General features: G+C 62.8%; 13 protein-coding genes. 6 read left to right on the plus strand and 7 right to left on the minus strand.

Features of this window, described 5'->3' with window-relative positions; translation table 11 throughout:
• Window positions 1-81: 81 nt before the first annotated feature.
• Window positions 82-843, minus strand: a complete 762-nt coding sequence (locus AD666_RS11265; protein ID WP_053151718.1) for a DUF2076 domain-containing protein — start codon at window positions 841-843, stop codon at window positions 82-84.
• 177 nt (window positions 844-1020) lie between these two features.
• Between AD666_RS11265 and AD666_RS11270 the strand changes: the two genes are divergently transcribed.
• Both AD666_RS11270 and AD666_RS11275 read left to right on the plus strand, forming a co-directional pair.
• A complete protein-coding gene (locus AD666_RS11270) occupies window positions 1021-1680 on the plus strand; it encodes a YciC family protein (protein ID WP_053151720.1) in 660 nt (219 codons plus the stop codon).
• Window positions 1677-2756: an endonuclease/exonuclease/phosphatase family protein gene (locus tag AD666_RS11275; RefSeq protein ID WP_053151722.1), complete on the plus strand. Its 1080-nt coding sequence runs from the start codon at window positions 1677-1679 to the stop codon at window positions 2754-2756. The genes AD666_RS11270 and AD666_RS11275 overlap by 4 nt, the downstream gene beginning before the upstream one ends.
• Window positions 2757-2878: 122 nt before the next feature.
• Here the strand turns inward: AD666_RS11275 and hrpB are convergent, their stop codons facing one another.
• The gene (gene hrpB / locus AD666_RS11280; protein ID WP_053151724.1) at window positions 2879-5395 is read right to left on the minus strand and encodes an ATP-dependent helicase HrpB; all 2517 of its coding nucleotides are present in this window, start codon (window positions 5393-5395) and stop codon (window positions 2879-2881) included.
• A gap of 255 nt (window positions 5396-5650) precedes the next feature.
• Between hrpB and AD666_RS11285 the strand changes: the two genes are divergently transcribed.
• Complete coding sequence (locus tag AD666_RS11285; RefSeq protein WP_053151726.1) at window positions 5651-6070, plus strand: hypothetical protein; 420 nt, start codon at window positions 5651-5653, stop codon at window positions 6068-6070.
• 28 nt (window positions 6071-6098) lie between these two features.
• Window positions 6099-6995, plus strand: coding sequence for a cation diffusion facilitator family transporter (locus tag AD666_RS11290; protein ID WP_053151728.1), 897 nt, complete (start codon window positions 6099-6101; stop codon window positions 6993-6995).
• A 25-nt stretch (window positions 6996-7020) separates the two neighbouring features.
• Here AD666_RS11290 and AD666_RS11295 read toward each other — a convergent pair whose 3' ends face one another.
• Window positions 7021-8064: a DUF6515 family protein gene (locus AD666_RS11295; protein WP_053151730.1), complete on the minus strand. Its 1044-nt coding sequence runs from the start codon at window positions 8062-8064 to the stop codon at window positions 7021-7023.
• Between the two features lie 408 nt (window positions 8065-8472).
• Here AD666_RS11295 and AD666_RS11300 point away from each other — a divergent pair, with 408 nt between their 5' ends.
• Window positions 8473-8952 (plus strand): Lrp/AsnC family transcriptional regulator, encoded by a 480-nt coding sequence (locus AD666_RS11300; RefSeq protein WP_053151732.1) that lies wholly within the window; start codon window positions 8473-8475, stop codon window positions 8950-8952.
• A gap of 216 nt (window positions 8953-9168) precedes the next feature.
• The gene (locus tag AD666_RS11305; RefSeq protein WP_039594082.1) at window positions 9169-9378 is read left to right on the plus strand and encodes a DUF2788 domain-containing protein; all 210 of its coding nucleotides are present in this window, start codon (window positions 9169-9171) and stop codon (window positions 9376-9378) included.
• Here AD666_RS11305 and AD666_RS11310 read toward each other — a convergent pair.
• The 4 genes from AD666_RS11310 to AD666_RS11325 all read right to left on the minus strand — a co-directional run bounded on the left by AD666_RS11310 (window position 9373) and on the right by AD666_RS11325 (window position 15870).
• Complete coding sequence (locus AD666_RS11310; protein ID WP_172679623.1) at window positions 9373-9939, minus strand: pseudouridine synthase; 567 nt, start codon at window positions 9937-9939, stop codon at window positions 9373-9375. The genes AD666_RS11305 and AD666_RS11310 overlap by 6 nt on opposite strands.
• 145 nt (window positions 9940-10084) lie before the next feature.
• A complete protein-coding gene (gene amn / locus AD666_RS11315; RefSeq protein ID WP_172679621.1) occupies window positions 10085-11584 on the minus strand; it encodes an AMP nucleosidase in 1500 nt (499 codons plus the stop codon).
• A 183-nt stretch (window positions 11585-11767) separates the two neighbouring features.
• Window positions 11768-13417 carry an acyl-CoA dehydrogenase family protein gene (locus AD666_RS11320; protein WP_053151736.1) on the minus strand — a complete coding sequence of 550 codons (1650 nt, stop codon included), beginning with the start codon at window positions 13415-13417 and terminating at the stop codon, window positions 11768-11770.
• Window positions 13418-13491: 74 nt separating this feature from the next.
• A complete protein-coding gene (locus tag AD666_RS11325) occupies window positions 13492-15870 on the minus strand; it encodes a hybrid sensor histidine kinase/response regulator (RefSeq protein ID WP_053151738.1) in 2379 nt (792 codons plus the stop codon).
• Window positions 15871-16094 lie beyond the last annotated feature (224 nt).

Genomic DNA, 16094 nt, shown 5'->3' on the forward strand with positions numbered 1-16094 from the left:
AGGCGCCCAGTATGCCAGCCCAGTGGATCGTTCCGCGAATAATCGGTCCGAGGCGCCTCGCGCCCCGGACGAATGGCAGGCTCAGACGTAGGAATCGTCGTCGCCAAAGAAGGAAGAATTGTCGCTGTAGTCGGCGTCGTCGAAGCCGCCCTGGTCGCTGCCGAAGGCATTGTTGTCGGCCACTTGCTGGTGATCGCCCCAGCCGCCGTTGTCAGCGGCATCATTGACCGGCTGCGCCGGCTCTTCTCGGAGGATCTCGACGATTTCCTGGGGCTGTTGGCTGCTGTGGAACAGGCTGCTGATGCCCTGCGCCAGCATCACGCCACCGGCTACACCGGCTGCGGTTTTCAAGGCGCCGCCCAGAAAACTGCTGGCCGCCGGGGCCTGCTGTAGCGGTGCGCCGTAACCCGCGGGGGGCGCGCCAGAACCTTGCTGGGCCGGCGCAGCGCCGAAAGAAGAAGGCCGCACCGATTCCCGCCAGCCGCCGCTGGAGGCCGGAGCGCTCGGAGCTGCTGTCGGCCGCGTATCCCGGTTGCTGCCGCCGAAGATACTTGAGAGAAAACCACCACCGCTCGCGGCCGGAGCCTGATTGCGAGCGCTTTGCAGGTCAGCCTGCAACTGCTCGATTTGCTGGGTCAGTTGCCTGTTCTGCTCGTCGAGGCGCTTGATCGCCGCCTCCTGTACCAGGATCGCCTGGGCCATGAAATAGCCCGCCGCAGGCTGGTTGGCCAAGTGTTCCTTGATCCGCGCCTCGGCCTGGGCATCGCGCGGGGCTGAGTCCTTTTCGGCCTGTTGCAGCCGTGAAAACAGTCCATCGATAAGGGTTTGTTCTTCGCTGTTCATGGCGACCTCATCAGATTGCCGGGTAGAAAAACATGCCGGTCCCGAAGCACCGGCGCCTGACAGTAATGGGGCTCGCCGGGAAGGTTTCAATGTTCTTTACCTGATGTTTACGTTTGCTCGTGCGGGCGCCTGATCGGTTAAAGTGTCGGACCGCTTCTGGAACTGCGATACCGACTCATGAATCCGTTCGACGTGCTGCGCGACTCTTTGTATTTCTTCAAGCGCCATCTGGGCCGGATCGCCCAGTTGTGCCTGCCCCTGGTGATACTCGAGGCGCTGTTGCAGCAAGGCGTGGACAGTGCCGTCGGCCCCGACGGTTTTCCTGGCTACAGCTTGGTCGTCGGCCTGCTGGTGTACCCGCTGTACACCGCTGCGCTGATCCTGTTTCTCGATGCCCGCAGTCGCGGCGAATCGCCGCGCACCCGCGACCTGCTGGCCGCCGCCCTGACCCTGTGGCCACGCTTCGCCGTGCTGACGGCCCTCAACACACTGTTGATCCTGCTGGGTATCTCGTTGTACCTGCTGCCTGGCCTTTGGTTGATGGTGACCCTGGCGTTCAGTGAATACCTGCTGGTGCTCAGGGGCCTGACGCCCCTGGCGGCGATGAAGGAAAGCCTGCGCATGAGTCGCGGTCGTTTCTGGCGGATCCTGTTATGCATCCTCGGCGTGATGGGCCCGCTATGGCTGCTCAAGGGCGCCAGCGTCTCGTTGTATCCGGCCCCTCAGAATCCGGCGATCGGCTTGTTGATCGACAGCGTCCACAGCTTCCTGCAACTGTTCACCAGCGTGGTGCTGTACCGGATCTTCATGTTGATCACGGAAAAGCCCGAGCCATGACCGGTTTTCTGCGCAACACCTTGCTGGGCCTGTTGGCGATCCTCTGCCTGGCCGCCCTGGCGATCTATGGCCTGACCTGGCGTCCACAGGCCCGGGAAGCAGCGCCGGTCAGTTGCGCTGCCAACGCCGCACCGCTGATGCCCGGCCAGGCCTTGAAAGTGATGACCTGGAACGTGCAGTTCCTGGCCGGCAAACGCTACGTGTTCTGGCACGACCTGGCCCAGGGCGACGATGAAAGCCCGACCCTGGAAGACATGGCCTTCAGCCTCGACGAAGTGGCACGGGTCATTCGCGACGAGCAACCGGACATTGTCCTGCTCCAGGAGCTGGACAACGGCGCCAAGGCCAGCGACTACCAGAACCAGCTCAAGCTGTTGCAGGAACGGCTCGCCGACCTCTATCCATGCAGCACCAGCGCCTTCGATTGGAAAGCCGACTTCATCCCCGACCCGCACATTTTCGGCAGTGTCGGTAGACAACTGGCAACGCTGAGCCGCTACCGCATCGACCAGGCCGAACGGGTGCAACTGCCGGTGGCCAAGGCCAATTTCATCAGTCGCCAGTTCCAGCCGAGAAACGCTTTGCTGGTGAGCTACCTGCCCCTGAGCGATGGCGGCCGGCTGGCGATCCTCAATACCCATCTGGAGCGGGCTGCCGAGCCGGATGAAACCCTGCCCCGGCAAGTCACCGCCGTCGCCAAGGCCCTGGACAAACTCGAATCCGCCGGCACGCCCTGGCTGATCGGCGGCGACTTCAACCTCCTGCCCCTGGGCCAGTACCTGCGCCTGCCCGCCGAGCAGCGCACGCCCTACTCCGCCGACAGCCCGTTGCATCTGCTGTGGGACAAGTACCCGATGATCCCCACCAACAACGAGGCCAGCGGCATCGACCGCAAGCACTGGCTGACCCACTACCCGAACGACCCCGGCCTCAACGGCCCCGACCGCACCGTCGACTACCTGTTCTACAGCCCCCGAATCAAACGGGTCGAGGCTCAGGTGCGGCAAGACGACACGTTGCGGATCTCCGATCATTTGCCGGTGATTGCGCGGTTCCTGCTGCCCGTTACGCCATAGCCGGACACCTGTGGGAGCGAGCCTGTTCGCGATTGCGGTAGACCAGCAACATTGATGTCGACTGACACACCGCTATCGCGAGCAGGCTCGCTCCCACAGGGTTTACATTTAAGATCAGGACTTCACTTACGCGGCTTCACCCGCGCCGTCGCCTCCGCCACCAGCGGATCGTCCGGCCAGTAATGCTTGGGATATCGCCCTTTCAAATCCTTCTTCACCTCGGCATAGGTGCTGCGCCAGAAGTTCGCCAGGTCCTGGGTCACCTGCACCGGGCGGCGGGCCGGAGACAACAGGTGCAGCTTGACCACCTGGCGCCCGCCGGCGATGCGCGGGGTGTCGGCCAGGCCGAACAGCTCTTGCAAGCGCACGGCAAGAACCGGCGGATGCTCGCTGTAGTCCAGGCGAATCGACGAGCCCGAGGGTACGCTCACGTGCTGCGGCGCCAGCTCATCCAGCCGTTGCGGCAAGGGCCAGGGCAGCAGATTGCGAACGATGCTCGACAAGTCCAGGCTGGCAAAATGACTGAGCCGCGACACCCGTCCCAGGTAGGGCATCAACCAGTGCTCCAGGCGATCGAGCAGCGTCGCGTCGCTGACGTCGGGCCATTCGCTCTCGCCCTTGGCCTCCAGGTCCAGTGCGCGCAGCAGCGCCACTCGCGCTTGCCATTGGCGCAGTTCCGGGGTCCAGGGCAACAGCTCCAGTCCCTTGCGTCGCACCAGGTTTACCAGCGCCTGACTGCGGGCCGATTCGTCCAGGCCGGTCAACGGCTCACGGCTGAGCACCAGTTCGCCGACCTTGCGCTGGCGCTCGGCCCGAAGCACGCCTTCGCGCTCGTCCCAGTCCAGCTGATCCACCGTATGCACTTGCTCGGCCAGCACCGAATCGAACAGCGCCGGGTCGAAATCCGTCGCCAGGTAGATCCGTTCTTCCCGCTGCCCCTGGCGGCTGCCAAGATCTGCGATCACCAGCCACGCTTGTTTCATCAGGCTGTCGGCCTCGGCGAACAACGCCGCACGACCATTGGCCAGACGATATTCCGCGCCACCAGGCCGTCGCTGCTGAGCCACGCGATCCGGATAAGCCAGGGCCAATAATGCACCGAGCCAGCGGGGATGATCGGGATCGTTCACCGCAGCTTCGGCCTTGCCTCGCAAGTAGCCCCGATACTGCCGGGCCAGTTGCCGAGCCCGCTGCACGCCGCCCTGAGCACCGCGTGCCGCCCGCTCCTCGCCGGACAGCAAGGCCAGGCGGCTGTGCAGGTCCGCTCCCGCGCCCCGGAGAATATCCCGCTCGCCCAATAATGCCGCGACGTTGCACGCCATCTCCGCCAGCCCCAATGCCTGGCCACGCAGAAGCAGATGAGCGATTCGCGGGTGCGCTGGCAACTCGGCCATGGCCTGGCCGTGACGCGTCAGTTGCTCGCCATCCAGGGCGCCCAGACGTTGCAACAAATCCTGGGCCTGGGCATAAGCGGCGGGCGGCGGCACGTCGAGCCAGACCAGTTGCTGCGGCGTCACGCCCCAACGTCCCAGCTGCAAGGCCAACCCGGCCAGATCCGCCGAGAGCATTTCCGCGCTGCCGTAAGCGGCCAGTTGCTCATGCTGGTCCTCGGACCACAATCGATAACACACCCCCGGCTCCAGCCGCCCGGCCCGACCGGCCCTCTGCGTGGCGCTGGCCCGAGAGATACGCTGGGTATCGAGACGGGTCATGCCGCTGCCCGGATCGAAACGCGGCACGCGGGCCAGGCCGGCATCCACCACCACCCGGACGCCGTCGATGGTCAGGCTGGTTTCGGCGATGTTGGTCGCCAGCACCACTTTGCGCCGACCAGGGGGCGCCGGGTCGATGGCGGCGCGCTGAGCCGCGAGGTCCAGTTCGCCGTGCAGCGGGCACAGCAACACATCGCTGTTTTCGCCCAAGGCATCGGCCAGTTGTTGATGGACACGGCGGATCTCCGCCTGGCCCGGCAGGAACACCAGCACGCTGCCGGTTTCATCGTGCAACGCTTCCAGTACCGTCTGCACCAGTCGCGGCTCGATGAACTCGCCGGGCTGAAACGGACGCCCCCAACGCACCGTCACGGGAAACATCCGCCCCTGGCTGCGCAGGATCGGCGCATCGCCCAGCAGCCCGGCCAGGCGCTCGCCTTCGAGGGTGGCGGACATCAGCAGGATCTTCAGCGGCTGATCTTCGCGAAACAGCTCCCGACCGTTGAGGCTCAAGGCCAAGGCCAGATCGGCGTCGAGACTTCGCTCGTGGAACTCATCGAAAATCACCAATCCCACGCCTTCCAGCGCCGGATCGTCCTGCAGGCGGCGGGTGAGGATGCCTTCGGTGACCACTTCGATACGGGTATCCGGGCCGACCTTGCTGTCGAGGCGAATCCGATAGCCCACGGTTTGTCCGACTTTTTCTCCCAGCTCACTGGCCAGCCGCTCGGCCGCCGCCCGTGCCGCCAGGCGCCGGGGCTCAAGCATCAGGATGGTCTGCCCGGCCAACCAGGCTTCGTTCAGCAGGGCCAAGGGGACCCGGGTGGTTTTACCGGCGCCGGGAGGTGCTTCGAGCACGGCTTCGTGGCGTGAGACCAAGGCTTGACGCAAGGCAGGTAAAATTTCATCGATCGGTAAAGAAATCATGCGGGTGGCCTGTACGGTTAATTCGAGTACTCAACTTCGAGTGCCAGGGCTTGTCAGGCAAGGCGCCATGACGAGTCGTAGCCCGCTACGGCGAGGATTGGCAACGCAGTCTGGCAAGTTCTGGCGCCGAAGTTGAGTGCACGAATTAGCCACACAGGCCACTAGCTCCAGAACAGAGGGCCGAGTATAACGGCGAACTGTTTCGCGTGGTCTGGACTCCAACCAGCAACGCCTTTACCTGCTCGGGAGATTGTTATGCGTATGCCATTTCGCGTGATCGGCGGCGTCCTGGTCGCCACCCTGCTGACCCAGCTCAGTGCCTGCGGCTCGATCTTCTACCCCGATCGCCGTGGGCAGATCGATGGCAAGATCGACCCGGCGATCGCCGCGCTCGATGCCGTCGGGCTGCTGTTCTACATCATTCCCGGCCTGATCGCGTTCGCCGTGGACTTCGCCACCGGCGCCATCTATTTCGAACCGGGCAAGAGCGCCCAGATTGCCCCGGAGAAACTCAAGCCGGCCATCAACGCCGACGGCAGTGTCGACAACCATAAGCTGCAAGCGATCCTGGAAAGCGAACTGGGCCGCAGCTTCCCGCTGGACGACCCACGGCTGATCCAGCACAAGGGCAGCGCCCAGCAACTGGCCGCCTTCGGTCTCAAACCTGCCGCATGAAGGGCGCCGCCGAAGGAACGACCGCGCCATGACCACCAGCGCCGAACATGCTCGTCTGCTGCGCCTGGCCACCCGTGCCTCGGTGGCCGTGGCGCTGATCCTCATCGTCGCCAAGGCTCTGGCCTGGTGGTTGAGCGGTTCGGTGAGCATGCTCGCCGGCCTGACCGACTCGGCATTGGACGGCGTCACGTCGCTGCTCAATCTGCTGGCGGTGCATTACGCCCTGCGCCCCGCCGACGACGACCACCGCTACGGGCACGGCAAGGCCGAGTCCCTGGCCGGCATGGCCCAGGCGTTGTTCATCGCTGGCAGTGCAATATTGATCGCGTTGCAGGCGTTTGAACGCTTGAAAGAACCGGTTGCGGTGCAGGCGCCTTGGCTGAGTGTCGGTGTGATCGTATTTTCCCTGGTGTTGACGCTGGCGCTGCTGGCATTGCAGCACCGGGTTATCCGCGCCACCGGCTCCAATGCCGTACGCGCCGACTCGCTGCATTACCGCTCCGACCTGCTGCTCAACGGCAGCATCCTGGTAGCCCTGGTTCTGGCCGGGTTCGGCTGGTTCCAGGTCGATGCCTGGTTCGGCCTGGGTATCGCCGCGTACATTTTGTGGAGCGCCATTCAGATCGCCCGGGAAAGCTTCGCCGTGCTGATGGACGAGGAATTACCGCCCGACGTCAGCCAGCACATGCTGGCACTGGCTTGCGCGGTACCTGGTGTGCTCGGTGCCCATGACCTGCGCACGCGGATCTCCGGCAACCATTGGTTTGTGCAATTGCACTTGGAATTGCCTGGCGAGCTGAGCCTGTCGGTGGCCCATGGCATCAGCGACCAGGCCGCCGACGCCATCCACCAGGCCTATCCAAAGGCCGAAGTACTGGTGCATGCCGATCCATCGGAGGTGGTCAAGGGCGCCAGGGGCGGGTGAGCCTCATCGACTGAACAAACAGACCTCAGTAACTCACCTGATACCCTCGGCTACTCAGGCAACTCCCCTGAGCCTGGCGGTAGGTCTGTACCACTTCCGGCGCCGGCGGATAGGTGTAGTTGCGCGGGTCGAAACCGCTCTGCTGCACCGCCCAACGATAGCAATCGTAGCCATCCTGGTTGACCTGCTCGGGAGACTGGCCATTGGCCGGATAGGCCACCACATCGAAACCGTTACCCTGGGGTTGAGGCTGCGGGTTGGCGATTGGCGCATCGACCACGACGTAATCCCGGGTGCTGGCCTCGTAAATGTAATAGGCCCCGGCGGCGAGGAAAAACAGCGAGCTGCCAATCCACACTTCCCGTGCGTAATCGGGCAAGTAACGGGTACGAATCCCCCGTGGCGGCTGCACCACGATGTAGCGCGGCCCCTGCGGACGATACCAGTAGCCGCCCGAGTAGAAATAATCCTCGCCACGATAGGGCACTCGATAATGGCGCTCTGGAAAACGGTCGATCACATACCCCGGACGATATTGCGGCCCCGGCCCCCAACCATTGCCGTGACCGTCCGGCCGACCGGGCCAGTACTGGTCGGGGCGGTTGTCGGGGCGGTTGTTATAGTCGGGCCGTGGCCTGCTCGGGTAGCCTTCGCTGCGACGCGGGATATCGCGGTAGTAACCCGGTTGGGGTTCCTGCGTCTGGGTCACGCTGTCGGGCCGCCCCTGGATCGGCAGGTTATTGCCCGGTTGGTGAGGAGGTCGACCTGCGCCGTTGGGGTCCTTGGGCGGACTGTAGTAAGGCTGTCCGCCCTGGCGCTGGGCGCCAGGCTCGAACTGGCGGCTGTTGTCACCGCGGATAATTTCGTTGTTTCGTTCGTTATGCTGCGGCCGGGGTTGATCGGCGTGCCCCTGACCATTGCCGCCTCGCTGATCCCCGCCTCGCTGATCATAGCCACGCCCACCTTCCGGGCCGCCGCCACGATTCTGTTGATCATCGGCCATCCCTTGCGCACTGACACTTGCCCACAACAGACCAACACCTGCCAAACGCCAGATGCGCGACTTCATGTTATTCCTCACGACGGTTCAAGGCCTGACGATAAGACTGAGAAAAGCCCAGGCCGGTTCTGCTACAGATTACTCGGTTTTTTTGCAGGCATTAAAAAAGGGAGGCCCGTCGGCCTCCCCTCGAGAATTTCGTCCGTGCGCGACGCTTTTGACGTCGGCTCACCTCACGCCGTCTTCTGGACAACGTGCAGCTCGGGGGCCTGCCAGACACCTGTGGGTGCCGCGACCGCAGCCGGCCTGATCGGGCGGGCTGCATTGGACTGTTTGTCCGAGCAGTGATCTTGGTGGTAAGCATAAGGCTGCAGAGCCGACAGATGATTGCGAAGATTGCTCGAATAAACACTACTTGCGCAATTTTTAACTCAGGATGGATAATCCACCGCAATTAACAGAATAAAGGCCCGACCGATGAGCAAACTCGACCGTTACGACCTGAGTATTTTGGCGGAATTGCAGCGCGACGCGCGGATCTCCAACCAGGAACTGGCCGAACGCATCGGCCTGTCCCCTTCCCCCTGCTCGCGCCGGGTCAAGCAACTGGAGGACGACGGGTACATTTCCCGGCAGGTCGCTCTGCTCGATCGCAAGATGCTTGGCCTGAGCCTGACGGCCTACGTACTCATCGGCATGGACCGTCACACGCCCGAGCGCTTCGAGAATTTCGAGGCAGCCATCCGCAACCTGCCGCAAGTGCTGGAGTGCAGCCTGGTGACGGGGATGGACGCGGACTACCAGCTCAAGGTCGTGGTGCCCGACATGGACCATTACCAGAAACTGCTGCTGGGACACCTGACCCGAATCGACGGCGTCACCAGCGTGCGTTCGAGCTTCGTGCTTAACCAAGTGCTCAACAGCACCGAGTTGCCACTGACTCATCTGCGCGGCTGAAAGCCCCCAGCAACCTCGTGGGAGCCGAGCTTGCTCGCGATGGCGGTGGATCAGCCAAATCATAGTCGACAGTAAGGCCGCCATCGCGAGCAAGCTCGGCTCCCACAGAGTCCGCGATGAAAAGCTGCGACACACCGCCGCAGGCCAGCCCCTCGGCCTTCCCCCATGCCGTATACTCGCCCGGCCTTTTCAACCCGTCTGCGCCGGAGTGTTTCGATGGATCCTGCTGTTTTCGAAGAGTGGATGATGACCGGCCTGGTCAGCATCCTGATCATTTTCATGGGCTTCATCGTCTGGGACCTGGCGAAGAAATCCAAGGCCGGGCGTTTCGGCTCGTTCATCCTGTTTTTTGTGCTGGGCCTTGGCGTGGCGGCGTTCATCATCAAGAGCGTGGTGATCGGCCTGATCGAGTCCGGGACGCTATAAGCGCGCCGGCACTTCCTTCCACTGGCCCTGATCGAGCCCTTCGATCGTCCAGTCGCCAATCCTGACCCGCACCAGCCGCAGCGTCGGCAAGCCCACCGCGGCGGTCATGCGCCGCACCTGACGGTTGCGCCCTTCACGGATGACCAGTTCCAGCCAGCTCGTGGGCACGCTCTTGCGAAAGCGCACCGGCGGATTACGCGGCCAGAGTTGCGGTTCGTCCAACTGGCGAGCCTCGGCCGGCAACGTCATGCCGTCATTCAGTTCCACGCCATCGCGCAGCCGCTGCAACTGTTCGGCACTCGGCTCGCCTTCCACCTGCACCCAATAGGTCTTGGCCAGTTTGTGCTTGGGGTCGGCGATGCGGGCCTGCAATTGCCCGTCGTTGGTCAGCAACAGCAGTCCTTCACTGTCGCGATCCAGCCGCCCGGCCGGGTAGATGCCTGGCACATCGATGAAGTCCTTGAGCGTTGCCCGCCCCTCACCGTCGCTGAACTGCGTCAGTACATCGAAGGGTTTGTTGAACAGAATCAGCCGCGGCTCGGCCGGCGGGGCCTTGGCCACCCGGCGCGGAGCGAATGCAGGAGACTTCACACCAGGGCGGCGGGAAGCGGGACGTGGAGGACGGGCCATGGCAAACACAACATCTAACGGTCAGGGCCGACCATGCTAGTGGCCCGACCGTTAAATAACCACCGCCCGAACGATGTCAGCGGAACGGCGGCTCGTCGAAACTGCGCAGTTTGCGCGAGTGCAGCGAGGTGAGTTCGGTACGCAACAGGTCCAGCGCCTCGATGCCGATCTTCAAGTGCTGGTTGACCGCACGCTCATAAAAAGCGTTGGCCGAGCCCGGCAGCTTGATCTCGCTGTGCAGCGGTTTGTCCGACACGCACAGCAGCGTGCCATAAGGCACCCGCAGGCGATAACCCTGGGCGGCGATGGTGCCGCTTTCCATGTCCACCGCTACGGCGCGGGACAGGTTGATCAACGGCCGCTCCTGGGCCCAGCGCAGCTCCCAGTTGCGATCATCGTAGGTCAGCACGGTGCCGGTGCGCAGACGCTTCTTCAGCTCGTCGCCCTTTTCGCCAGTGATGTTCGCCGCCGCCTGTTGCAACGCCAACTGCACCTCCGCCAGGGCAGGGATCGGAATGTTCGGCGGCACCACCCGGTCGAGAATGCCATCGCGGCGCATGTAGGCGTGGGCGAGCACGTAGTCGCCGATGGTCTGGGACTGCCGCAACCCGCCGCAGTGGCCGATCATCAGCCAGCAATGAGGACGCAGCACCGCCAGGTGGTCGGTGATGTTCTTGGCGTTGGACGGACCGACGCCGATGTTCACCAGGGTCACGCCGTGGCCGTCGCTGGCCTGCAGGTGATAGGCCGGCATCTGGTAGCGGTGCCAGACCACGCCGGCGGCGATGGCCGAGGCTTCGCTGTGATCCATATGCTTGTCGATGATCACGTTGCCCGGCAGGACCATGCGCACAAAACGCGGATCGCTGCGCAACTGCTCCAGGCCATGGACGATGAACTGGTCGACATAGCGGTGATAGTTAGTCAGCAGGATCCACGGCTGCACATGACGCCAGTCGCTGCCGGTGTAATGCACCAGCCGGCGCAGGGAAAAGTCCACGCGGGCGGCATCGAACAGCGCCAGGGGCAGTGGGTCGGTGTTTTCCCAATCGTACAGGCCGTCGGCGATGCCATCGGTGGCGGCCGACAGGTCGGTGCTGGGGAAAACCCGCGCCAGCACCGCCGCCGTCACGCCGGAGCCGGCCAGCTCGTCGCCCTGCTCCACCACGTACGGATACGGAATATTTTGCTCGCTGACGCCGACTTCCACGGTAACCGTGAAGTCGTGCATCAGCGGGACCAGTTGTTCCAGCAGGTATTTACGGAACGCGGCAGGATGGGTGACGGTGACGCAGTAAGTGCCCGGCAACTGGACCTTGGCATAGGCGCGGGTGGTCTGCGGGACTTCGCCATGGCAGTGATAGGTCAGACGCAGGGCCGGGTAACGAAACAACGCCCGTTGCTCGGCACTCGGTTCGATACGGTCCTTGAGATAACGCATGAGCGCCTGGTTCAGCGCGGTGGTCGCACGCTCGTGCAGGGCCGCGAGCCGATCTACGGCTTGCTCGGCGGTTTGAACGACAATAAACGCTTCGGTCACGATCAGCTTCCTGTGTTCTGACTTGCAGGCCTTCATCTTGCCTGCATCGTCGTCTTACGGGAACAGTGGCGTAATGGCTGTTATTAATCCCAAGCCCCAGGAGATCCCCTGTGGGAGCGGGCTTGCTCGCGAAGGCGGTGTTATGAAGGGGCAGGATGTGCCGACGCTTTTGCGGGCAAGCCCGCTCCCACAGGAGGTTCAGTGCAAGTTGCAGGCTATTCAGAAATCCTGCGGCGTAGAGCGCGTCACGATGGCCTCGACATTCAGCCCACGAGGCAACGCACCATAGACCCGGCCGGTCGAGCCGAGGCGGCTGGCGATAAAGGCGTCGCTGACATCGTTGTTACCCGCTTCAAGCAACAGCTTGGCTTGCAGGCCGACGGCAATGTCCTCGGTCAATTGTCGGGCACGGTACTGGATGTCGTCGGTGTCCTTGAATGCCGTGCGCAGTCCCTCGATATGGGCAGCCAGGCGCTTGTCGCCGTGGCCGTCGCCCAGTTCGCTGAACAGCACCTCAAGCACGCCCGGCTCCTTGGACAGGGCCCGCAATACATCCAGGCATTGCACGTTGCCGGAGCCTTCCCACGTCGAGTTGACCGGTGCTTCCCGGTACAGGCGCGGCAGGATGCTGTCTTCGACGTAACCGGCACCGCCCATGCACTCGGCGGCTTCGTTGATCATGGCGGGGGCGCGCTTGCAGATCCAGTATTTGCCCACCGCCGTCACCAGCCGGGCGAACCTGGCCTCGTGTTCGTCACTCAAGTGATCCAGCGCCCGGCCCATGCGCAGGCTCAGTGCCAGGGCGGCTTCGCTTTCCAGAGCAAGGTCCGCCAGTACGTTTTGCATCAGCGGCTGTTCGCTCAACACCTTGCCACCGACCTTGCGATGCGCGCAGTGGTGGCTGGCCTGGGTCAGGGCCTGACGCATCAGGGCGCTGGAACCCACCATGCAATCAAAACGGGTCATGGCGACCATCTCGATGATGGTCGGCACGCCCCGCCCTTCTTCACCGACCATCCAGGCCAGCGCGCCGCGAAACTCGACTTCGCTCGACGCATTGGAACAGTTGCCCAGCTTGTTCTTGAGCCGTTGAATGTAGAACTGGTTGCGGGTGTCATCCGGGCGATGGCGCGGCAGCAGGAAACAGGTCAGGCCCTTGTCGGTCTGCGCCAGGGTCAGGAAGGCATCGCACATCGGCGCCGAACAGAACCACTTATGGCCCACCAATTCATAAGCCTGACCCGGACCACGGGCGCCCACCGGATAGGCCTTGGTGGTATTGGCGCGCACATCGGTGCCACCCTGCTTCTCGGTCATCGCCATGCCGAGGGTGACCCCGGCCTTATGAGCCACGCCGACGTTGCGTGGGTCATACTCAGTGGCGAGCACCTTGGGCAGCCAGCGCTCGGCCAGGTCCGGTTGCAGGCGTAGCGCCGGCACGCTGGCGAAGGTCATGGTCAGAGGGCAGCCGGTGCCCGCTTCGGCCTGGCTGTGCAGATAAGTCATCGAGGCCCGGGCGACATGAGCGCCGGGTTGCGGATGGGCCCACGGCAGGCTTGGCAGGCCATGCTCGACGGCGGTGCGCATCAGTTGGTGATAGGCCGGATGAAATTCCACCAGGTCGATCCGATGCCCATAGCGGTCATGACTGGAAAACACCGGCTTGTTCTGGTTGGCCAGGAACCCCGCCTCCATCAGTGGCCCGCCGGCCAATGCACCATATTCATCGATCCGCTCCTGTGCCCAGCCCGCGCCAAAGCGTTGCGACCATTGCTGCAGCGGCAGGTCGATGCGGTACAGGTTGGCGCCATCCAGGGACGGTGGCTGATTGGTGACGTCGTGGGTTTCGGCAAACTGGTGCAGGTTCATGACAGGGCTCCTCGGTCGGCCAGCAGGGATTCAGTTAAGCACCGCCTCCAGGCCGAACAAAGTGTCATATGCGCCTAAATGTCGGCGCTTTCACCCTGCTTCGGACACAGTACCCGTCGCTGCAGAATCGTTTGCAACACTTCGAATTTCACGGGTTTGCTCAGGTAATCGATCAAGGCGCCGGACGGACAGTAAGTCGGTTCAAGGTTCGAACTGACCACCAACACCGGCACATCTTCACATCCGGCCAGGGTGCGAATCCGGCAACAGATCGCCACGCCGTCCAACGGAGGCGACTGGCAGTCGAGCAGCACCGCGTCAAAGCTGTCCTGCTGCAACAGTTCCAGCGCCGCGTGACCGTTGTCAGCCGTACGCACTCGATAGCCAAGCTTGAGCAACATGCCGCGCATGACCAACTGATCGACGCTGTTGTCATCGGCCAGCAGCACCGTACAGTCCTGGGGTCGACGCGTCTCTTCCCGCGTGTCGAACGAAAACGGCGCGGGCACGGGCGATGCCGTCTCGAACTCGACGTCCAGCTGGAAACGGCTGCCGCGCCCGGGCTCAGAGGTATGGGTCAAGCGGCCACCGAGCAACTCCACCAATTGCCGACAAATCGCCAGGCCCACACCGAGGCCACCGAACTCGCGGGTCATCGATCCGTCGAGCTGGAAAAACCGCTGGTACAAGGTCGCCTCTCCCAGATCGGTGAAGCCAATGCCGGTATCGATCACCGCGAAGGACAGCCCCCACCGATCAAGCCCCATCGGCCTGCCGCTGACCCGCAGCGCAAGGCCGCCCACCCGCGTGAACTTGATGGCATTGTCCAACAGGCATTCCAGGCATTGCGCCAGCTTGCCGCTGTCGCCCAACAGGCGGTCCGCCAGGTCGGATGCCACATCCACCCTGAAATCCAGCCCCTTGACCGCCGCGTTACCGCCGAACTGCATCTGCAAGGCATCGATCATCCCTCGCAGGCTAAACGGCGCCGCAGCCACCTTGAGCTTGCCTGCCTGCAGCTCGGTGAGCGTGAGCATGCCGTTGACCATGCGCATCATGTCCCGCGCCGAACCGGCGGCGGTCTGTTGATACTGGATCAGTTCTTCATTCATTTCGACGGTTTCCATCAACTCCAGAGAGCCGATCACACCGTTCATGGGCGTGCGCAGTTCATGGGTCAGGGTGGCAAGGAATTCGTCCTTGAGTTTGTTGCCCTGGGCCAGTTGCTGGTTGAGCACCTCCAGCTTCTGCCCGGCGTCGAAAAGGGTCTGGGCCTGTTGTTCACGCATGGCATTGATGCGGTCCGCCAGAGCCAGGGACAGCAGGGCCACCTCGATGGCCGAGCCAATCTGGCTGGCGTACATGGTCAGGAAGACGTTCGGCAGATAACCAAGCACCATCAGCGTGTTGACCGCGCCTCCCAGCAAAAACGCCGACCAGGCAATGATGAAATAACGCGCGACCCGCAACCCTCGCCACCAGGCAAACAACCCGGCAGCGAAAACCACCACGGTAAACATCAGCGCCAGCGCCGTCGCCAGGCGCAGCGCCAGGGCGTAGCTGGTCATCAACGACAGGCCCACCACCACTGCACTGTAGGCAATCAATACCAGGAGTAATCGGTCCAGCCAGCGACTGTGTTGTGCGGTTTGCAGGAAGCTGCGGGCAAACTGGCTGCCGAACAGGCCCGCGCAACCGATGAAAAACGGCGTCGCGGCATTGGCCCACCATGGGCTGTCCGGCCAGAAATATTCCACCGCGGCCCCGTTGACCGACAGCTGATACAAGCCGAACGAGGCAATATAGACGATGTAATAGAGATAACTGGTATCGCGCACGCTTAGATAAATGAACAGGTTGTAAACCAGCATGCCCAGCAGCACGCCATAAATGATTCCCAGCACGTACAAACGCAACGGCTGCTGTTCGAGATAGGCGGTGCTGGACCACAGCGTCAGCGGTGCCTGGATCGAGCCCTGGCTTTGCAAGCGCAAATAGACGGTCTGGCGTTGATCGGGCTTGAAGTCCAGGCTGAACAGGTAATTGTTCTGGCGAATTTCACGGGCGGCGAACGGCAACGCATCGCCCGTCCGGCGAGCCAGACGATACGCGCCCGTGGCGTCCGGCAGATACAGGTCGAGGTGGTCCAGCGGCGGATACGCCAGTTCCAGCAGCCAGGTACGCTGGGCATCCGAATTGCCGGGGCGGTAGTGCAAGTCGATTTTTAGCCAGAACGCCGAACGTGAATAACCGGCGTTCAGCGTGTCCTTGCCATGGGGCTTGAATTGGCGGGCGACGGCCTGGGTCACGACATCGTCAATGGTGGCCGTGCCGTCCACATCTTCGAACACTTGCAAGGCTTGGCCCAGGGGCAGGCTTTGGGTGAATTCATCGAATTCGAGGGCGCTTGCCAAAGGGGACAAGCACAATAGAAACATCAGCAAATAGCGCATTTAAGCCCCAGCGTGGCCTGTCCGGTTGAGTCAGGAAGCCCCCCATTCCCTGAGTAGACGTAAAACCGGCATTACCTGTTATGAGTTGGATCCATATTTAGCATAGCCGTTGATGGCCAACTTGCACCACGGAAATTTTTTCTTGCGGAGCGCTCTAGAACGGGCGTTTCAGCGCCAAGCATTGAGATAGAGCTGTTGCCTTGGTCAGATAAAAAACTGGCTGC

It is taken from the genome of Pseudomonas sp. Pf153, assembly GCF_001269775.1.
Classification (GTDB): Bacteria; Pseudomonadota; Gammaproteobacteria; order Pseudomonadales; family Pseudomonadaceae; genus Aquipseudomonas; species Aquipseudomonas uvaldensis.